This is a genomic window from Gramella sp. AN32, assembly GCF_023718305.1.
Classification (GTDB): domain Bacteria; phylum Bacteroidota; class Bacteroidia; order Flavobacteriales; family Flavobacteriaceae; genus Christiangramia; species Christiangramia antarctica.
Genome location: NZ_QEYO01000004.1, coordinates 63,548 through 84,530, shown reverse-complemented (window position 1 = coordinate 84,530; position 20,983 = coordinate 63,548). Strand labels below are relative to the sequence as shown.

The window sequence follows — 20,983 nt, the reverse complement described above, 5'->3', positions numbered from 1 at the left end:
TTTGTAAATTCTTAAATCGAATTAGTAAAAAGCGGTGCTTAATTTGTAGTTCATCGCAAAATTCAAATAAAGATGGTTCCTGAATGTAATTTTGGGGTGTAACCAAAAACATATTTATGATCCTATTATTTTTTTACCTGGCACGCCAACGTGGATTTTTCGAAACTTTGTATGCACGAATTCAGGAAGGAGGAGCTTTTTCAATGACACTCATTATTCTCCTGTTCTTATTAATGATCTTTTTTATAGTGAGCGCTGTGATGAAATTAAAAGCATCTTCTCATATTTTTAAAAAGGCTATTTCCCTTGTTAATCAGGTGGCATTACTCGCACTTGTAATAGGATTGTTTAGTCAGCTAATAGGACTTATTGGTGTATTCGATGCGTTTGAATCCTTAGACAATATCAACCCGGCCATGCTTGGGGGTGGATTAAAACTTACCTTATTGCCACCGGTTTTTGGAGGATTTACATTTATCATAGGCCGTTCTTCAACTTTTATTCTAAACTGGCTTCGAAAGGAAGAGGTGAATAACCCACAAATTCAGCATACAAATTAAAGTTTCAGGCGTTGGAAACTTTTACTACATTTAAAAGTTAATTCTAAACATTAGAAACTATGGGAAAAGAAAAGTCACCATCAAAGAATTCGGCTAAAAAGGAGCCGGTTTTGAGTTTGAAAGAAAAGAGAGCTGCAAAGGCAGCTAAGAAAAAGAATAGAAGTTAAATTGGTTTAAATTAAAATTTAGGTTAGCGTCATCCTGAATTTATTTCAGGATCTCTGGAGAAGTAGATTTTTAAACAGGAGAAGCTGAAACAAGTTCAGCTTGACCGGATCCAATTAATGAGGATGATAGTAAACAAAAAGGAGCGCCTGTGCGTTCCTTTTTTTATTTTTTCTTTCTTTGATTTGCATTTTTATCACCCCGGGTTTTAGGTTTCTTATATTTTTTGGCAATTTCCCGGCGATATTTGCCTCCCAGGTTTTCCTTTTTGTTCTTATCCTTTTTCTCATGAAATGCGGGACCAGATTCTTCAGGATTGTTGGGATTATTTATTTCGATCGCTCTGGGTTTCTCCTCCGGAATTAAAACAGTACTTATTTCAACAGTTGAAGGAATTTCAAAAAGATCGATCTTTTTTTGCATAAGATCTTCAATCGCCTCCAGATCTTCCTGTTCGTTTTCTGTGGTTAACAGGATAGAATGTCCTTTCTTTTCCGCACGGCCCGTTCTACCAATCCTATGCATGTAATTTTCCGGGTAATGGGGAGTATCAAAATTGATCACGTGGGAAACGGCTTCAATGTCCAGGCCACGCGCCATCACGTCGGTCGCGATCAAAATTCGGGTTAGGCCTGCATCAAAATCACTCACACTTTTGAGCCGGTAATTTTGGGTTTTTCCAGTGTGCACCAAACTGGTTTCCTGCGGAAATTCATTCAGCATAATATCATATAAACGGTCGGCCAAACGCTTATCACTAAAGAAAATAAGCACCTTTGTAAATTCTTCCTGGCTCAGCAGTTGTACTAATAAATTGGCCTTAGTATTAAAATTTGGCACTTTATAAAGTTGCTGCTCAATATTTTCAAGGGGAGTTCCACTTACCGCTACGGAGATTTTCTCCGGAGCTTTAAAGTTTGCATCGATCAATTCTTCTACCGTCTCGGTCATGGTTGCAGAAAACATGATACTCTGCCTGTTTTCCGGTAAAAGTTCCAATAGGTTTCGAACCTGAAACTTAAATCCAAGATCCAGCATAACATCCACTTCGTCAATCACAAATTTCTGAATGGATTTGAGTTGTACGGCCCTTCTCAAAACAAGATCATACAAGCGTCTTGGCGTTGCAACCAAAATATCCTGACCTTTTAGTAATTCCTGATGTTGGGTATTAATATTCACTCCTCCATATACCGAAGTGACCCGCAAATTAATATATTTAGCAAGTTTTTCAATTTCTTCGGAAACCTGAACCACAAGTTCCCTGGTAGGAACCAAAATGAGTACCCTGGGATTATTTTGTTCAGAAAATTTGAGCATTCGCAAAATGGGTAGCAGATAGGCAAAAGTTTTTCCGGTTCCGGTTTGGGCGATGCCAACCACATCGCGGCCAGACATTATGGAAGAAAACGCCTGTTCCTGAATTGGAGTAGGTGTTTCAAAACCAAGGTCGTCTATGGCGTTGCGTAAAGGAGTGTTTAAATTAAGGTGCTGGAAACTCAAATCGTTGTTTTAAAATTTCAGCAAAGGTAAGTCTTCCAAAAATTTATATCGAAATTACAGGTAGCTAAGTGATAGTGATCAAATAATCTGCAGAGAAATTCTTTTCAGGATCCAGTTTGATAATTCCATATTTGTTTTCTAATTTTTGATCTGAATTAGAATGTTCTGCAGTTCCCAGCCAGGGTTCTATGCAAACAAAGGGCGCACCGGGTTTTGACCAAATTCCCAGATCTTCAAAATCGGGATACCAAACGGAAAGCAGCCTTCCATTTTCTTTGCTCAAAATAGAGATTTTCTTAGCCTCAATATTCTTAAAAATAAGCGCATCTTTTTTAAAAATATCATCAGTAAGCTGGAATCTTCGCGCGTTTTTTAAAATTTCTTCAGTTTTGTTGCTAACCAGTCCGTCTTCATCTAATAAATAAGTTTCCAAATCTAGATCTTCATTAAACTCGAGGGAATAATCGCTTAAATTTTCCTTATCGTACAGTTGAATGTTGAAGGCAGGATGGCCCCCCAAATTAAAATACATTGATTTATCATCAAGATTGGTCACTTCCTGGATCACCTGAAGCTGGTTTTTTCTTAAGATATAAGTGATTTTATAAAGGAATTTAAATGGATACATTTTCAGCGTATCTTCAGAAGATTCTAATTCAAAAATCAGTTCATTTTCCGTAGTCTCTTTAAAAAGCAGGTTTTTATTATTCCGAATAAGCCCATGTTTGGGCATCGTATATTCTTTACCTTCAAAAGTATATTTCCCATCTTTAAGCGTACCAATAATTGGAAAAAGATTGGGCGCGTGGCTGCCCCAGATGTCTGGATTTCCCTGCCACAAATACTCTTTATCATTTCTTTTATTATAGATGCTGCAAAGTTCTGCGCCTGTCTTTAAAACGCTTACTTTCAAAGATTCATTCTCAATGCTATATTTTTTCAAAGCAGTTTTTTTCTAAAGTTACAAATCTTCTTCACGTGCGGTACAGGTTCATGATTCAACTTGCAATATTTTAGGTAATTTTAGCATAAATTAAATAAACATGAAAAAAATCCTGGCTTTTGCAGGCTCGAATAGCAGTACTTCCATTAACCAACAACTGCTGAATAATATTACAGAACGTTTAGCCGGTCACGAAGTTCAGCATCTTAAACTTACCGATTATCCTTTGCCAATTTATAGTGTGGACAAAGAAAAGGTCGAAGGTTTTCCTATGCACCTAAAAATACTTCTTGACAAAATTTCTGTCAGCGATGCCCTGGTTATTGCCGTGAATGAACATAATGGGGCACCTTCTGCATTTTTTAAAAATACGATTGACTGGCTTTCCCGTTTGGACCGTAATTTCTTAAGCGAAAAAGAAATTTTATTGATAAGCACTTCCCCCGGAGCCAGGGGTGCAAAATCTTCACTGGATTATACCCAGAATATCTTCGGAAGATTTGGTGGAAAGGTCTTGGAAAGCTTTAGTTTTCCTTCTTTTAACGATAATTTTCAGGATGGGAAAGTGATTAACGAAGTGCTGGATATGGGAATTGAAGATGTGGTCACTACCTTTGCCCATCAAATTGAAGCATAGTGCGTACTTCCAGAAGTTTTAAGCTTAAAAACACAGGACTGTTTAAACAGCTATTATTGCAGTGGAGCAAAAATTTTGCTGAAGTAACCTGGTTAGATAGCAATAGTTACGAATCTTCGAAAGGTGAATTTGAAGCAATTCTCGCTGTGGAAGCTTTTACCGCTGTAAAAACCGATTATCGAAATGCTTTCGACAAGCTGAAGGAATATCAGGAAACAACGGCAGACTGGATTTTTGGTTACCTCACCTACGACCTTAAAAATGATGTGGAACACCTGAGTTCTTCCAATTTTGACGGACTTGGTTTTCCTGATCTCTACTTTTTCCAGCCTCAGAAATTAATTATGATCAAAGGTGATTCGGTTGAATTTCAATATTTAAAAATGGTCGATGATGAAGTTGATGCTGATTTTGAAGAAATTCAGAAACTTGAATTGCAGGAATTTCAGCAGAAAGAAAAAATTGATGTAAAATCCAGGATCTCTAAAACCGAATATTTGGAAAAGGTGGAAGTGATGATGGATCATATTCATCGGGGAGATATCTATGAAGCTAATTTTTGTCAGGAATTTTATGCTGAAAATGTGCAAATTGAACCTTTAAATATTTACCGGTCACTAAATCAAATTTCAACTCCACCTTTCGCCGTTTTTTTGAAGCTGGAAGAGTTTAATCTAATTTCGGCTTCTCCCGAACGTTACTTAAAAAAGAAAGGCGATGATCTTTTTTCCCAGCCTATCAAAGGAACGGCGAGGAGATCTCCGGATTCCCAAACAGATCAAAAAATAGCAGAAGATTTGGCCAATGATCTAAAAGAAACTTCAGAAAACGTGATGATTGTTGACCTGGTGAGAAATGATCTTTCCAGAATTGCCAAAAAAGGGAGTGTGCAGGTTGAAGAACTTTGCAAGGTGTATAGTTTTAAACAGGTGCATCAATTAGTTTCAACCGTAACCGCGAAAATCGAGGAGGGGATTCCGCCGGTGGAAGCTTTGCGAATTAGCTTTCCTATGGGAAGTATGACCGGCGCGCCAAAAATTTCGGCAATGAAAATCATTGAAAAACTGGAAGAAACCAAACGCGGACTTTATAGCGGGGCGGTGGGTTATTTTACTCCCGAAGGCGATTTCGATTTTAATGTGGTGATTCGCAGTATTCTTTACAATGCTAAAAATAAGTATTTGTCATTCTCCGTAGGAGGGGCAATCACAGCCAGATCCCAACCGGAAAAGGAATACGAAGAGTGTTTGCTAAAAGCAAAAGCGATGCGGGAAGTGCTTGAAAATGTATAGATGTGAAAATGCGCTAATGTAACAATGTATCAATTTGAGAATGTAACAATTTGAAAATTTGAAAATAATTTTGGACTAAAGACTAAAGACTAAAGACTCAAAATAAAAATTTGAAATCTGATATCTTATCAACTTTGAACTTTGAACATTGAACTTTTTTCAAAGCAATCATTCTTTCATTCCTAACCAATAGGGTATCTTTGAGAAAGATGGAAAAAGACTTCAAAAATCTTATCAAAACCAGGTTTCCGTATCTCTGCACCAATAAAATTTTGCTGGCAATAAGCGGAGGGGTGGATAGCGTTGTGCTGGCTCATTTATGCGCTTCGTCTAAGCTGGACTTTTCGATGGCGCATTGCAATTTTAATTTAAGGGACGAGGAAAGTGATGGAGATGAAAATTTTGTAGTAGATCTTGCCGATTCACTAAATGTGGAGATTTTTACAGAGAATTTTGATACCGAAAAATTTGCCTCAGATAAAGGGATTTCGATACAAATGGCAGCCAGGGAACTGCGTTATACCTGGTTTAAGGAATTAGCTAGCAATTTGCATTACGATTACATTCTAACGGCGCACCATGCCAATGACAATCTGGAAACTTTTTTGATCAATCTTATTCGCGGTACCGGTCCGGAAGGCCTTACCGGAATAAAAGCTGAAAATAATAACGTGATTCGCCCTTTGCTGCATTTCAGCAGAAAGGAAATTGAAAGTTTTGCCAGAAAGCAAAAATATAAGTGGAGGGAAGACAGTAGCAATGCTTCAGAAAAATATCTGCGCAATAAAATTAGACATTCTATGGTGCCTTTAATGGAGGAGATCAATCCGCAGTTGTTGGAAAGCTTTGCCAAAACCCAACGTTATCTAAGATCCAATCTTGATCTGGTAGATGATTATATGAGCCTGCTGTATCCAAAATTGATTCAGAAAAAGGATTTTGGATATGCTATTGAGTTGACATATCTGAAAAAATTACCCAATCAAAAGGAAATTTTGTATCAGCTTTTGAAATCTTTCGGTTTTACGGAATGGAATGATATTTACAATCTGATCAACGCACAATCCGGGAAAGTTGTTTTTTCAGAAACACACAGGCTTATAAAAGATCGGGACCAGTTGCTTTTAACCCACAATCAGTCTGGAGATAAACAAAAGCATTATTCCGTAGAAAAAAATGAGAATTATGTGATTTTGCCCATGGGAACGCTGGCTATTTCTAAAGTTAGTAAACTGGGCACACCGGCGAAAAACTGCATTTTCGTGCCCAAGTCTAAACTTCAATTCCCTATTTGTATCCGGAAATGGCAAAAAGGTGATTTCTTTTATCCTTTTGGAATGAGCGGAAAAAAGAAGTTAAGCCGCTTCTTTAAAGATGAAAAATTCTCGCTTCCGGAGAAAGAAAATACCTGGATCCTTGCTTCCGGCGAAGAAATCGTCTGGGTAATTAATCATAGAATGGACAATCGTTTTGCGGTTTCAGAAGAAGATTCAGCCATTTTAAAATTATGTGTTACCTAGACAAATTTCTCTATCTACCCGAATTCATTCAAATCTCTTTAGCTTTCCAAGCCGAATTTCTATCTTTAGGAGCTTAAAAAATCCCAATAGATGAAAATATTTCAATTTAGCCTGTATTGTATCCTGCTTTTATTTGTTTCCATGCCGGTTTTTTCCCAATCTGAAACCGAATATGACGTAAAGGCCCATTATGATAAAATGGAAGTGGATATTGAAATGCGGGACGGTGTAAAACTGCACACCACTATTTATTCTCCAAAAGATACCTCACAAAAATATCCAATTTTGATGCAAAGAACCCCATACAGTTCAAGACCGTATGGTAAAACGGAATTCCGTTCTAAAATTGGCCCTAATGAAACGATGATGAAAGAGGGAAATATTATCGTGTACCAGGATGTACGGGGTAGATGGATGAGTGAAGGAAAATATGACAATATGCGGGCATTTATCCCGAATAAAAAAGGAAAACAGATCGATGAAGCCAGTGATACGTATGACACTATTGAATGGCTGGTTAAAAACGTTAAAAATAACAATGAGCGCGTGGGGACATGGGGCATAAGTTATCCCGGTTTTTATGCTACGTATTCTTTGTTAAGCGGCCATCCCGCTTTAAAAGCTGCTTCACCACAGGCGAGCATCAGCGATTTCTTTTTTGATGATTTTCACCATAACGGAGCTTATTTATTGAGTTACTGGAGGGCAACTTCAGTATTTGGATATCAAAAAGATAAACCTACCGATAGTTCCTGGTATTCTTTTCCAGATTTGAAAACGGAAGACCAGTATCAGTTCTTTTTAGACAATACACCTTTGACCAAACTGGATACTTTTTATAAAAAAGACAATGAGTTTTGGCAACAGCTGAAAGATCATCCAAACTATGATGAATTCTGGCAATCCCGCGGAATTATTCAGCATTTAAAAGATATCAAACCTGCGGTAATGATTGTAGGTGGGCTTTTTGATGCGGAAGATCTTTACGGGCCTTTCAATATTTATAAAAAGATTGAAGAGAATAGTGATAATTATAATATGCTGGTGTATGGTCCCTGGAGTCATGGTGACTGGGCTCGCGAGACAGGAAGACATTCTGTAGGGAATGTGTATTTTGGGGATAGTTTATCTACGGCATTTCAGAAGGATTATGAAACAGAATTTTTTAACCATTTCCTAAAAAAGAAAACTAAAGATATGATCAGGTTGCCGGAAGCGCATGTTTATGACACGGGAACCCGTTCCTGGAACGATTATGCGCAATGGCCCCCAAAAACTACCGTAGAAAAAACCTGGTATTTAGGAGATGATCAAAAATTGGCTGAAACTGCCAGTGATACCAAACAGGAATTTATCAGCGATCCTAAAAAACCAGTCCCTTATAATGATGAAATTAAAGTGGTTTTTACACCCCGGGAATATATGAGTGGCGATCAGCGTTTTGCCGCGAGACGGCCTGATGTACTGGTTTTTGAAACTGACGTTTTGGAAAACGACCTAAAGATGGTGGGCGAGATCGAAGCCATGTTGATAGTGGCCACTACCGGAACTGCTGCCGACTGGGTGGTGAAAGTAGTTGATGTATATCCCAACGATGCGGAAAATTATGAAGAAACCATGCCGCACCTTAAAATGGGCAATTATCATATGATGGTAAGAAGTGAGATCATGCGTGGTCGTTTCAGAAATAGTTTTACCAACCCGCAACCTTTTGAACCCAATACAAAAACCGAGGTGAATTTAACTTTGCAGGGTGTGAACCATACTTTTCAGAAAGGTCACAAGGTTCAAATTCAAATCCAGAGCACCTGGTTCCCGTTGATCGATTTAAATCCGCAGACCTACGTAGCTAATATTTTTAAGGCTGAAGAAGAGGATTTCAAAAAACAAACGCATACAGTTTACGGGGATTCGGCCATTAAATTTACCATTTTAGAAGACTAAGAATGAGCATTAAATATGTATACATAATTGTATTGATAGTTATGGTTTCCTGCGGAAAAAATTCAGAAAAGAAGGATTATACCGATGAGGAAAAAGCAGAAATTTCGAAAGAACTAAACGATTTTTTTGAGAGGGAATTTCAGAAGGATATCAACGAATCTCCTATGCTTCAAACCCAAATGGGAATGAGGACAGATTATGGTAAATGGGATGATTTTTCAAATTTGAAATATGCCGAAGACCTGGAAAAAGCAAAAAAAAGGATTGAGTTTCTAAAAGGGATTGATAAAAATGCCCTGGATGAACAGGATAGGCTGAGTTATGAAATTTATTATCAGGACAATCAAAATGAAGTTGATGATTATAAATATCGTTTTTATGATTATCCCATCAACCAGATGCATGGTTATCAGGTAGAATTGCCGGCATTTTTGATCAATCAGCACAGTATAGATTCCATAGCAGATGCGAAGGCCTATATTTCAAGGCTTGTTGGTTTGGAAAAGGCGATCACCGATATTATTGAAAACCTTCAAATTCGTGAGAAGAATGGAATTATTCCGCCAAAATTTGTCTTTGATAGAACTCTGGATGCTTCCCGAAATGTGATCAAAGGAAAACCGTTTACAAAATCTGCGGAAGCGAGTACGTTATTGGAAGATTTTAAATCTAAAATTGATGCTTTAGAAATTTCCGAAGCGCATAAAACAGGATTGATTGGTGAAGCGGAAACTGCTTTGATAGACCACGTGCAACCAGCTTATGCTAGGTTGATCGATTTCCTGGAAAATCAGCAGCAGCGTGCCACGGAAGATGATGGGGTTTGGAAATTCGCGAAAGGTGAAGAATTCTATAACAATGCACTAAAGCGGGTGACAACTACGAATATGACCGCAAATGAAATTCATGAGTTGGGTCTTAGTGAGGTTGCCAGAATTCACGGCGAAATGGAAAGAATTATAGACACAGTGGGTTTTGAAGGTTCATTACAGGATTTCTTCGCATTCATGAGAAGTGATGAGCAGTTTTATTATCCAAATACTGAAGCCGGTAAAGAGGCTTATTTAGCTGAAGCGAAAAAGGTGATCAACACGATGAAGGGCAGGTTGCCGGAATTGTTCCAAACCTTGCCAAAAGCTGAAATTAGGGTAAAAGCCGTAGAGCCATTCCGTGAGAAAACAGCCGGAAAAGCTTTTTACAACGAACCTGCGATCGATGGTTCCAGGCCGGGAACCTATTATGCCAATCTTTATGATATGGCGGCAATGCCTAAGTATGAGCTGGAAGCGCTTGCGTATCACGAAGGGATTCCCGGGCATCATATGCAAATCGCCATCGCTCAGGAATTAGACAGTGTGCCTGAATTTAGAAAATTCATATTTTTTACGGCCTATATCGAGGGTTGGGGATTGTACAGTGAATTACTACCTAAGGAAATAGGTTTCTATAAAGATCCGTATTCAGATTTCGGAAGACTTTCCGCAGAACTTTGGAGATCCTGCAGACTGGTGGTAGATACCGGCATTCATGCCAAGAAATGGACCAGACAACAGGGAATAGATTATTATAAACAAAACACAGCTGCCGCCGAAAGTGCCTGTGTAAAAATGGTGGAGAGGCATATTGTGATGCCGGGCCAGGCGACTGCATATAAGATTGGGATGAATAAAATCCTGGAGTTACGTGAAAATGCGAAAGCAAAACTTGGGGAAAAGTTTGATATTCGTGAATTCCATGATGTGGTTTTAACCAATGGAGCGGTACCTTTAAATATATTAGAACAACAGGTGGAAAATTATATAACTGAAAAACAAAACTAAATTGAGTGAAATCCAACCTTCAGACCTTCGGTTAATCGAATTAAAGAATTCAAAAAACAGCCGACTCAAAATTTTAAATTTTGGAGCTACCCTTTTCAGCTTTGAAATTCCTGATCATAAAAATGAATTAAAGCAGGTTGTTGTAGGCCCTGAAAATCCTGAAGATTACATCACCCCTGAATATCATTCTGCCAACAAGGGGTTTGGAGGGACAATTGGAAGGTTTGCCGGAAGGATAAGTAAAGGGAAATTTGAAATTGAAGATGAAGAGTATGCTCTTAATGAAATTGAAGAAGGCGTTCACCTGCACGGCGGAGAGTATGGATTTCACTATAAATTATGGCAGGTTGAAGAAGTGAGCGAAGGTGAAAATCCTTCAGTAACATTATCCTATCTAAGTAAAGATATGGAAGAAGGTTATCCCGGGAATTTATCTGTACGGGCAAAATATACGTTAACAGAAGATAACATGATAAAGATCAGATATTCGGCAACTACAGATAAAACCACGGTGGTAAACCTAACCAATCATTCCTATTTTAATCTTAACGGGGAAGGCGGGGTAGGAGATCACTTTTTGCAGGTAAATGCCTCGAAGATTTTGGAATTGGGGCCAGACAATCTTCCCACAGGAAATCTTATCAAATTGAAGGATAATCCCAAAGATTATAAAGAAAGCAAGCTGGTGGGGGATCGGGACCTGGATGATGTTTATATCACTGATATTGCTGAAGATGAAATCCAGGCACAATTATTTTCTCCTTTAACCGGAATTAAACTTCGGGTAAAAAGCAATCAGCCGGTTTTGGTCATCTATTCTCCTGAAACTTTACCAAAAACCTTTAAATACACCTTAGATCTTGATGAGAGTTATCCCGCGATGGCTATAGAAGCTCAAAATTTTCCGGATGCTCCCAATTTTCGAAATTTTCCATCGAGTCTCCTGGAACCGGGCGAAACCTATAAAAATAACATCAATTTTATATTTTCTGTAAAATAGATCCCATTTTATGCCCGTAAATTTTACACTTATTAAATTATAATTTTATATTTAACGAAATTAAGAAATAATTATGATTGGAATTCTTTCATTTGTGGGCTTTACCGCATTAGTCGCCATAATAGCCTATCTGGCCACCAGAAAAACTGATGAAACAACCAGTGATGGTTATTTTTTAGGAGGTAGGAGTTTAACTGCTGGTGTCATCGCAGGATCGGTTTTACTTACCAATCTTTCTACGGAACAAATTGTGGGTTTAAATGGCCAGGCATATACCGAAGGGATTTTGGTCATGGCTTGGGAAACCCTGGCCGCTATAGCTATTGTGGTCACCGCGCTTTTCCTGTTGCCCAGATATTTAAAAGGTGGGCTCACCACGGTTCCGCAATTCCTGGAAAAACGATTTGACAGGACGACGAAATCCATCGTATCGGGATTGTTCCTGTCCGGCTATATGATCATTTTGTTGCCAATTGTGTTGTATTCAGGTAGTTTGGCGATAAGTACCATGTTCGATGTTCCGGAAATGTTGGGGGTAAGTAGTACCACCGCCCTTTGGATTTGCGTATGGGGAATTGGGATAATTGGCTCTATTTATGCCATCTTTGGAGGCTTGAAGGCTGTTGCCGTATCAGATACCATCAACGCTATTGGTCTTTTAATTGGCGGATTAATGATCCCCGTTTTTGGGCTTATTGCCATTGGCGACGGTGATATGATGACCGGATTGACCACGCTGGTAGATTCCAATCCTAAAAAATTCGATTCCATAGGAGGGCCGGATGCTTCTGTACCTTTTTCCACCATATTTACCGGGATGATGTTGGTGCAGCTTTTCTATTGGGGCACCAACCAAGCGATCATTCAACGCGCCCTGGCTGCAAAAAACTTACGGGAAGGGCAAAAAGGCTTGATGTTGGCCGCTTTTATAAAGATATTGGGGCCTATTATCGTGGTGCTTCCGGGGATTATCGCCTGGCACATGTTTCAGGGCGACCTGGACAATGCAGATCAGGCGTATCCCGCATTGGTAAATGCAGTCCTTCCGCCGGTGCTTATCGGGTTTTTCGCGGCCGTATTGTTTGGCGCTATCTTAAGTTCGTTTAACTCCGCTTTAAACAGTTCGGTTACCCTCTTCGGAATAGATATTTATAAGCACCATTTTAATCCTAACGCTTCGGAAAAGGAAGTGGTAAAAAAAGGTAAGACCTTTGGGGTTTTTATCGCGATCGCTTCCATGTTCATCGCGCCCTTGATCGCCAATGCCCCGCAGGGCTTGTTTGGCTATTTGCAGGAAGTAAACGGCGCTTATAGTATTCCTATTTTAACAATTGTGGTGGTGGGGTACCTTTCCAAATCCATCCCGGCTATTGCGGCCAAAGTTGCGCTTTTTAGCGGGGTGGGATTGTATTTGGTTTATCTGGGCCTTAAATACTTCGTGGTTGGCGAAGGCGATTTGCCACACTACCTTCATGTAATGGCCATCCTTTTTGTTTTAAATATTCTCATTATGTTTATTATTGGTAAAGTAAAACCAAGAAAAGAAGATTTTGTTTTAGATTATACCAAACAGGTAGATATAAGTCCCTGGAAGTATGTCTTACCGATAGGACTTGGCATTTGCGCTCTCGTTATTGGGATATATATCTATTTCGCACAGTATTAGGGGGGTAGAAAGGTTGGTATGAACAGGCATTGTGGTAATTGTAATTGGTGTGTATATCTACTTCGCTTAAAAATGTATTACTCGTGTCGTGTAGTTTCGCGATGAATGATCGAGGTCCTTAATTTATAATCCAGAGGTTCTTTCGGAAGTTTTCCCTGCAACCTTTCGATAATCGTTTCCATGGCCAGCCTTCCCTGTTCTTCTTCATGCTGATCAATAGAGCTTAAGGAAGGTCGGAAATTTGCTGAGATAACTCCGTTAGTAAAGCCAATGACTGAGACATCTTTGGGAATTTCATAACCAGAATCAAGAACACTTTTAATTGTCATAATTGCTGAAAGCTCGTTCGCTGCCAGAATAGCATCTAATTTACCTTCAGCAATTAGTGTATTTATTTGTTTAGCGGGAAACTCATCTTTGGGATTAAATCCAATAACCCGGTTCCTGAGTTTATACCTTTTCATAGCATCCTGATATCCCTGCTTTCGCTGATCGTCTACACTTGTGTTGAGAATATTAGTTAAATAACCAACTTTTTTACAGCCAGATTTGATCAATTCGACTGTGGCCTGTTCTGCTTGTAAAGCATCGTTGATACTAACCTTATCACAATTAATAATAGATAATACGCGGTCAAAAAGTACCAATTCTATCCCATATTTTTTTAACTGCAGTAAATGTTCAATTTGCATTTTGGCCTGCGTTTCCTGGGATAAAGACATCACGACCCCGTCTACGCCACTGGAAATCATCGTATGGATACTTTTAATTTCCTTTTTTAGGGATTCATTAGAAATACAAATTACAATTTGATAGCCCATTTCTCCTGCCATTGCCTCCATGCCATAAAGCGCTTTCGCAAAAAAATGTGGCAGGATATCTGGAATTATGACCCCAATAGTTTTGGTCTCTCTGGATTTGAGGTTTCTTCCCATGGCATTCGGGATATAATGCTCCTTTTTAGCCAGTTCCCTGATTTTTACTTTTAATTTTTCGCTAATTTCAGGGCTGTCATGCAAGGCTTTGGAAACAGTACTTGGTGAAATTTCCAAAATTTCAGCTAATGTTTTGAGTGTGGTTTTACCTTGCATAATTATATCCTACTGTTTTAAGTAATGAATTTCTGGTAACTCATTTAACCTTTCTGCCGCCTGCTCTGCAGTAATATCACGTTGAGGTCCCGCAAACATTTCATAGCCTACCATAAATTTCTTCACCGTTGCTGAACGGAGCAAAGGTGGGTAAAAGCTCATATGAAAATGCCATTCAGGATACTTTTTCCCATCTGTGGGGCTTTGGTGAATTCCTGAAGAATACGGAAATGAAGTCTCAAAAAGGTTATCGTATTTAATGGTTAGTTTTTTGATAATTTCAGCATAAGCTACATCCTCTTCAGATGTTAGCTGACCAATATGCTGAATGTGGCGTTTCGGGATGATCATCGCCTCGAATGGCCAAATTGCCCAATATGGGATTAGAGCTACAAAATGTTTATTTTCTTCCAGTATCCTTTCCTTTAATTCTAATTCCTGATCAAGATAATCACCCAGTAAGCTGGATTTATTCTCATCCCAATATTGTTTAAAATATAAGGATTTTTTATTGATTTCTGTAGGGATCGAAGACTGGGACCATATTTGCCCGTGAGGATGCGGATTGCTACATCCCATGATCGACCCTTTATTTTCAAAGATCTGGATATAATTTATGTCTTCTTTGGCCCCCAATTCAGCATATTCTTTTTTCCACATTTTCACTACTTTGGTAATATCTTCAATATCCATCAACGGAAGGGTAAGTGAATGATCTGGTGAAAAACATACAACTTTACAAATACCTTTTTCAGAAGCTGCCTGTAATAATCCTTTATTTAGGCTAATAGCATTGGTCTCTGGAAGTAAAGAAGAAAAATCATTTATAAACGTATAAGGCTCCTTATAATCTGGATTTGTTTCTCCGCTTGCACGCGTATTTCCCGGGCACAAATAACAACCGGGATCGTATGTTGCTTTTTTTTCCAGGTGTTTATCTTCAGTTTTTCCCTGCCACGGTCTGTTGGTACGATGTGGTGAAACCAGGATCCATTCCCCGGTTAGAATATTATATCTCCTGTGCGGAACATTATTTAGTTGCTGATCCATATTTTTAATTTTTGGTTATTCGAGTTCCGCTATCCGGCGATACGCTAATGGCATCCAATTCAATATCGAATTGTTTTTTGTAAGCCAGTGAAACATCTTTTATATAATCTTCTATCTTATCATTTTCAATAAGGTTGATGGTGCAACCGCCAAAGCCGCCGCCCATCATTCTTGAACCGTAAATAAAATCCTTGTTTTTGGAATAATTAACCAGAAAGTCTAATTCTTCACAACTCACCTCATAATCGTGTTGTAATCCATCGTGTGAGGCATACATTAATTCACCAAACTTCTTAAGATCAAACTTCTTTAATGCATCAGCCGCATTCAGCACACGTTGATTTTCATGGATCACGTAAAGGCACCTCCTGTACATTTTTCCTGAAAGCTCCGCTTCAACGTCTTTTAAAATAGTAAAGTTGAGATCCCGAACCGATTGGACTTCAGGATATTTTTTCTGAATAATCCTTACCGCATCTTCACATTCGCGGCGTCGCGTATTGTATTCACTTTCTGCCAGCTTGTGGGAAACATTCGTATTCAGTAAAAGTAATTTACAGTTTTTGAAATCGGCAGGAATAAATTCAGCTTCCAGGCTTCTGCAGTCCAGTTTAATGATGTGGCCCTTTCTGCTTAAAACCGAAGAATACTGATCCATGATTCCGCAGTTATTGCCCACAAAATTATTTTCTGCACGCTGGGAAAGTTTAACGATCTCAAGTTTGGTTAAATTGAGATCGAACAGGGCGTTTATTCCGCTAGCCACGCCACATTCCAGGGCGGCCGAAGAACTAATTCCTGCTCCAACAGGTAATTTGCTTTCTACCAAACAATCAAATCCCGAAATCTTTTTGCCCAAATCCTGAATTTCCTTTACAACGCCTAAAACATAATGTTTCCAGTTCGATCCTTTCTGAAATTCTTCATCCAGATTAAAGTCAAAACCATTTTTAAAGGTAGCACTATAGATTCTGCATAAATTTTCGGAATTATTTTTTTTGAATTTCAGAAAGATTTTTTTATCGATCGCAGTGGGCATTACAAAGCCTTCATTATAATCTGTATGTTCCCCAATTAAGTTTATTCTTCCGGGAGATTCAACCGTAATTTCAGCTTTGAAATTTTTAGGATCTTTAAAAAAGTTATCTGGTTTTATTGAATTTTGCAAGGCTAAATGTTTTATAAAATCCTTCAAATATAATAAATGTAAAAAATACGTTCATTTTTTATTCATTAAATTTTTGAATTATTTATCTTTAACCCAAACTTTAGTCCATGTCCCAGTCCCCTCCTGATCTATATCAGGTAAAAGAAAAAATGTATGTTGCAACTGATTGTATCATCTTTGGATTTGATGCAGGGAGATTAAAGCTTTTACTTTTTAAACGGGAATTGGCACCTTTGGTGGGCGAGTGGTCACTCATTGGTAGTTTTGTGCGTTTGGACGAAGATCTCGATATAGCCGCAAAGCGGGTGTTGAAAAATACCACAGGACTGGAAAATGTTTATATGGAACAGTTAAAAAGTTATGGCAAGAAAGATCGGGATCCCGGTTATCGTTGTATTTCTGTTGCACAGTTCGCTTTGATACGTTTGGAAGATCATGATGAAAAACTGGTGGAAGAGCACGGCGCTCACTGGCATGATATCATGAAATTGCCCCATCTTATCCTGGATCATCAGGAAATGGTACAGGATGCTTTGGAACGCATAAGGCAGAAAGCAAGATTTCAACCAATAGGTTTTGAGCTTTTACCTGAAAAATTCACTATTCCACAACTTCAAATGCTCTATGAAGCGATCTATCAGAAGGAATTGGATTCAAGGAATTTCAGAAAAAAATTAATGGCTTTAAATGTGCTGGTTAAACTGGATGAAAAAGATAAGTCTGGAAGTAAACGTGGCGCTTTTTTGTATAAATTTAATAACGGGAATTATCAAAAACTTCTGAAATCTGGTTATAATTTTGAGATTGCTTAAAAAATTTGGGTAGAATACAGTAAAATTGTGTTTTATAATTGTAATATTTACGTTTATTCTTATTTTTAATAAATTTAATTCTATGTCTGATAAAATAAATCGCAGGCTGGCTCTAAGAAATCTTGGATTGGGAGCCGGTGCTTTAAGTCTTGCCGGTATGCACAATGTATTTGGAAATGAGAATATGGACCATTTTAAAAGGATCAATCATCCATCAAAAATAAAATTATCGGTATGCCGCTGGTGTTATGCGGGAATCCCTTTGGATGAATTCGCCAAGGCATGTAAAGAAATGGGGATCGTGGCGATAGATCTTTTAAAACCTTCGGAATGGGATACCGTGGAAAAAGAAGGCCTAGTATGCTCGATGGCGACCGATGAGTTTGCCAGTATTACTGATGGTTTCAATGAGCCCGGAAATCACGCCGAACTTCAGGAGAAATATAAAGGCTTGATCCATAAGGCATCAGATCATAAAATCAAAAATGTGATTTGTTTTTCCGGTAACCGAAACGGGATGGATGAACAAACCGGAATTGATAATTGTGTTACCGGGCTTACGCCTTTACTCGATTTTGCTGCGGAAAGAAACGTGAACCTGGTCATGGAATTGCTTAACAGTAAAGTTAACCATAAAGATTATATGTGCGATCATACCACCTGGGGTGTCGCTTTGGCAAAAAAACTGGGGAAACCCAACTTTAAGCTTTTATATGATATTTACCATATGCAAATTATGGAAGGTGATGTAATTCGCACCATTCGGGAAAATCACGAATACATTAATCATTATCATACCGGCGGGGTTCCGGGTAGAAATGAGATCAATAATTCTCAGGAATTGTATTATCCCGCAATTGTACAGGCTATTTATGATACAGGTTTTGACGGATTCCTAGCCCAGGAATTTATTCCTACTTACGAAGACAAACTTGCGGCTTTGCAGGAAGGTATCAGCATCTGCGATATTTAATTTTTAATTGAAGTATGAAAAACCTTAAACTGAAATCAATTTTCAGCCTGATAACCTTTGCCCTTATGTGGAGTTATGCGGTTATAGGACAGGAACACCAGGGAGATGTATTTGTAGATGAAAATGGGGTCATGCGCTGGGGAGATACCAAAAAGGAAGTTCATGGTTTTGGAGTGAATTATACCGTGCCTTTTGCCCACGCCTATCGTTCAGCCGGGAAAAAAGGCTTGGATATCAAAAAGGAGATCGATAAGGATGTGTATCATTTTGCCCGGCTCAATTTTGACCTGTATCGTGTGCATGTATGGGACACCGAAATTAGCGATGAAAAGGGAAACCTAATCGAAAATGAACATCTTGAAAATTTTGACTATCTAATCAAGCAACTGAAGGATCGAGGTTTTAACTTCGTGATTACCCCCATTGCTTTTTGGGGAAATGGCTGGCCGGAGCCTGATGAGGAAACACCTGGTTTTTCACATAAATTCGGCAAGGATAAAAGTCTTACCAATCCAGAAGCGATCAAGGCTCAGCAAAATTATCTGGCGCAATTTCTAAATCATGTGAATCCATATACCGGAATAGCTTATAAAAACGAGCCCAATATCATTGCTTTTGAAGTGAGTAATGAGCCCCATCATCGCGGTACTCCTGCTGAAGTGAAAGATTTCATCCAGGGAATGCTGGAATCTATGCGCAGCACCGGCACTAAAAAGCCAACTTTCTACAATGTGAGCCATAGCATCCAGTTAGCGGAAACCTATTTTACCTCCGGAATCCAGGGAGGGACGTTTCAATGGTACCCAACAGGTCTTGGGTTTGGAGAGGAACTGGAAGGCAATTTATTGCCCAATGTGAACGAATATTCTATTCCTTTTGATGCTGTGATCAGTAAAAATAAAGGCGCCAAATTGGTTTATGAGTTTGATGCGGCCGATGTGAATAAATCTTATATGTATCCGGCGATGGCACGTAGTTTTAGAGAAGCGGGAATACAAATTGCCACACATTTTGCTTACGACCCAACTTTTTTGGCGTATGTTAATACGGAATATAACACGCATTATATGAACCTGAATTATGTGCCGCACAAAGCACTGGGTTTAATGATCGCTTCGGAAATTTTTCATGAGGTGCCCATGGGCAAAGATTTGGGAACCTATCCGGAAAACCTGAAATTTGGGGATTTCACGATTAGTTATGAAGGTGATGTGGCTACTTACAATTCCGCAGAAAAATTTATATATACCAATTCTAATACGCTGCAACCAAAAGATCTAAAAAACCTAAATGAAATCGCAGGACATGGGAATTCCGGGATTATAAAATATGATGGAAAAGGAGCTTATTTTCTGGATAAATTGGAAAATGGCGCTTGGCGCCTGGAGGTTATGCCCGATCCTTTTATGATCAAAAACCCCTTCGGAAAAAATAGTCTGGATAAAACGATCGCAATAATTAATTGGGCCGAGAATACTATGAAAATTGAGCTTCCAGATCTTGGGGCAGACTTTAAAATATCGGGCATTAATGTGGAAAATTCTTTTACAGGGAAAGCTGAGAATGGCACATTTACGATTGCTCCCGGCACGTATCTTATTCAGAATTCCGAAAAGGATAACAAAAAGAAGAAGTTCAATTTTAAGAGGAATTTCTCCCTGGAAGAATTTGTAGCTACAGAAACTTCTGTGGACAAAACCTATCTCCTACATGAACCATTGGAAATAACTTCTGAAAATATAGAAACCAAAATCGAAGCAACTGTAATTTCTAATGCTGAAATTCAAAATGTGGAAGCCTGGTTTCAGAATGGGAATACTTATGAATCTGTAGAGCTTTCAGCAGAAAATTTTTATGATTTTTCGGCAAAGATCCCGCAAGAAGTTTTGCAAGAAGGATTTCTAAAATATAGAATTATCGTTTCAACCAATGAGGGGAAATTTACATTTCCCGGCGGAGTTGCGGGTAGTCCATCGGACTGGGATTTTTACGGAGAAGATTATTTCGAAACAGCGATCGTAAAAGCGGATACGCCAATTACTCTTTTTGAAGCAGTTACAGATTCAGATCAACTGGTCATTCCATGGTCGCCTAAAAATCAATTAATTCCTATTGGTTTGGGAAAAGCTGAACACCAGGTAAAAATAGATAGTTTATTTCAGAAAGATGCGGAAAATATGGATGAGCAGCCTCTCTATAATTATGCTTTTAAATATAATTTTCTGAAAAACCTAAAAGGTAGAAAAGGGAATTTGACCACTAAAGATGCACTTATAATCAATGCCAGATCTTTAAGTGCTTCCGAAGAAAAGATGGAGATAAGCCTGGTGATGGACAATGGAGCTGCCTTTGGAAAAATAATTACCTTAAAACCTGAAATGCAGGAAATTATAATTCCGCTCTATGAATTACAACCCACAAAAACGGTCACTTTACCGAGACCCTATCCCAGCTTTTTGCCTTATTATTTTGATCATCACCATTCAGGAGATTTCGAGATTGAGAGGATTGAAAATATTCAATTTTCTATTGGTCCCGGGATAGGGGATAAAAATCTTCAAAAAGCGCATGAAATTGGAATTGAGAAGGTTTATTTACAATAGTTGGTATGTTAAAAGTTGGAATGTTGGAAAGTAAAAAAATGTACTAAGTTGAAAATTTGAACAGGTTATAGGGTGAAAAAGTTGTCACATGAAGATAGTCGAAATGTGGAAACAGGATTCCTGTTAGTTGCTCATTCCTATGAGATTTCTCCCTTTGGTCGAAATGACTTTTAAAGCTATATTTAGGTGGGTTGTCGTCGCGAGCGCAGCGTGGCGATCTCCTTAATGATTTATTC

Annotated in this window: 16 protein-coding genes; 11 read left to right on the top strand and 5 right to left on the bottom strand. The window is 38.6% G+C overall.

The features are described 5' to 3' along the window. Positions 1-116: 116 nt before the first annotated feature. A complete protein-coding gene (locus DHD80_RS06405; protein ID WP_251740326.1) occupies positions 117-560 on the top strand; it encodes a MotA/TolQ/ExbB proton channel family protein in 444 nt (147 codons plus the stop codon). 330 nt (positions 561-890) lie between these two features. On the opposite strand, the gene DHD80_RS06400 is transcribed toward DHD80_RS06405, so the two are convergent. Further along, on the bottom strand, positions 891-2,228 hold the full coding sequence (locus tag DHD80_RS06400) for a DEAD/DEAH box helicase (RefSeq protein WP_251740325.1): 1,338 nt from the start codon (positions 2,226-2,228) through the stop codon (positions 891-893). A gap of 64 nt (positions 2,229-2,292) precedes the next feature. Next, on the bottom strand, positions 2,293-3,171 hold the full coding sequence (locus DHD80_RS06395; protein ID WP_251740324.1) for an aldose 1-epimerase family protein: 879 nt from the start codon (positions 3,169-3,171) through the stop codon (positions 2,293-2,295). Positions 3,172-3,271: 100 nt separating this feature from the next. On the opposite strand from DHD80_RS06395, the gene DHD80_RS06390 reads away from it, so the two are divergent. From DHD80_RS06390 to DHD80_RS06360, 7 genes are all read left to right on the top strand, one after another. Next, on the top strand, positions 3,272-3,808 hold the full coding sequence (locus DHD80_RS06390; RefSeq protein WP_251740323.1) for an NADPH-dependent FMN reductase: 537 nt from the start codon (positions 3,272-3,274) through the stop codon (positions 3,806-3,808). Next, on the top strand, positions 3,805-5,100 hold the full coding sequence (gene pabB / locus DHD80_RS06385; protein WP_251740489.1) for an aminodeoxychorismate synthase component I: 1,296 nt from the start codon (positions 3,805-3,807) through the stop codon (positions 5,098-5,100). Before DHD80_RS06390 ends, pabB begins: the two co-directional genes overlap by 4 nt. 209 nt (positions 5,101-5,309) lie before the next feature. Next, positions 5,310-6,620: a tRNA lysidine(34) synthetase TilS gene (gene tilS / locus DHD80_RS06380; protein WP_251740322.1), complete on the top strand. Its 1,311-nt coding sequence runs from the start codon at positions 5,310-5,312 to the stop codon at positions 6,618-6,620. Between the two features lie 90 nt (positions 6,621-6,710). Further along, positions 6,711-8,564, top strand: coding sequence for a CocE/NonD family hydrolase (locus tag DHD80_RS06375; protein WP_251740321.1), 1,854 nt, complete (start codon positions 6,711-6,713; stop codon positions 8,562-8,564). A 2-nt stretch (positions 8,565-8,566) separates the two neighbouring features. Continuing rightward, positions 8,567-10,384: a DUF885 domain-containing protein gene (locus tag DHD80_RS06370; RefSeq protein ID WP_251740320.1), complete on the top strand. Its 1,818-nt coding sequence runs from the start codon at positions 8,567-8,569 to the stop codon at positions 10,382-10,384. Position 10,385: 1 nt separating this feature from the next. Beyond that, positions 10,386-11,384: an aldose epimerase family protein gene (locus DHD80_RS06365; RefSeq protein WP_251740319.1), complete on the top strand. Its 999-nt coding sequence runs from the start codon at positions 10,386-10,388 to the stop codon at positions 11,382-11,384. 73 nt (positions 11,385-11,457) lie between these two features. After that, positions 11,458-13,050 (top strand): solute:sodium symporter family transporter, encoded by a 1,593-nt coding sequence (locus DHD80_RS06360; RefSeq protein WP_251740318.1) that lies wholly within the window; start codon positions 11,458-11,460, stop codon positions 13,048-13,050. 77 nt (positions 13,051-13,127) lie between these two features. Here the strand turns inward: DHD80_RS06360 and DHD80_RS06355 are convergent, their stop codons facing one another. Genes DHD80_RS06355 through galK form a run of 3 tightly spaced genes read right to left on the bottom strand, consistent with a single transcriptional unit; the run spans position 13,128 to position 16,359 of the window. Then, positions 13,128-14,141 (bottom strand): LacI family DNA-binding transcriptional regulator, encoded by a 1,014-nt coding sequence (locus tag DHD80_RS06355; protein WP_251740317.1) that lies wholly within the window; start codon positions 14,139-14,141, stop codon positions 13,128-13,130. A 9-nt stretch (positions 14,142-14,150) separates the two neighbouring features. Then, positions 14,151-15,191: a UDP-glucose--hexose-1-phosphate uridylyltransferase gene (locus DHD80_RS06350; RefSeq protein WP_251740316.1), complete on the bottom strand. Its 1,041-nt coding sequence runs from the start codon at positions 15,189-15,191 to the stop codon at positions 14,151-14,153. A gap of 4 nt (positions 15,192-15,195) precedes the next feature. Continuing rightward, the gene (galK, locus tag DHD80_RS06345; protein WP_251740315.1) at positions 15,196-16,359 is read right to left on the bottom strand and encodes a galactokinase; all 1,164 of its coding nucleotides are present in this window, start codon (positions 16,357-16,359) and stop codon (positions 15,196-15,198) included. A gap of 107 nt (positions 16,360-16,466) precedes the next feature. Here galK and DHD80_RS06340 point away from each other — a divergent pair, with 107 nt between their 5' ends. The 3 genes from DHD80_RS06340 (at position 16,467) to DHD80_RS06330 (ending at position 20,747) form a co-directional block, all read left to right on the top strand. Further along, positions 16,467-17,171, top strand: a complete 705-nt coding sequence (locus DHD80_RS06340; RefSeq protein ID WP_251740314.1) for an NUDIX domain-containing protein — start codon at positions 16,467-16,469, stop codon at positions 17,169-17,171. Positions 17,172-17,253: 82 nt separating this feature from the next. Continuing rightward, positions 17,254-18,144, top strand: coding sequence for a TIM barrel protein (locus DHD80_RS06335; protein WP_251740313.1), 891 nt, complete (start codon positions 17,254-17,256; stop codon positions 18,142-18,144). Positions 18,145-18,158: 14 nt separating this feature from the next. Next, a complete protein-coding gene (locus DHD80_RS06330) occupies positions 18,159-20,747 on the top strand; it encodes a hypothetical protein (RefSeq protein WP_251740312.1) in 2,589 nt (862 codons plus the stop codon). Positions 20,748-20,983 lie beyond the last annotated feature (236 nt).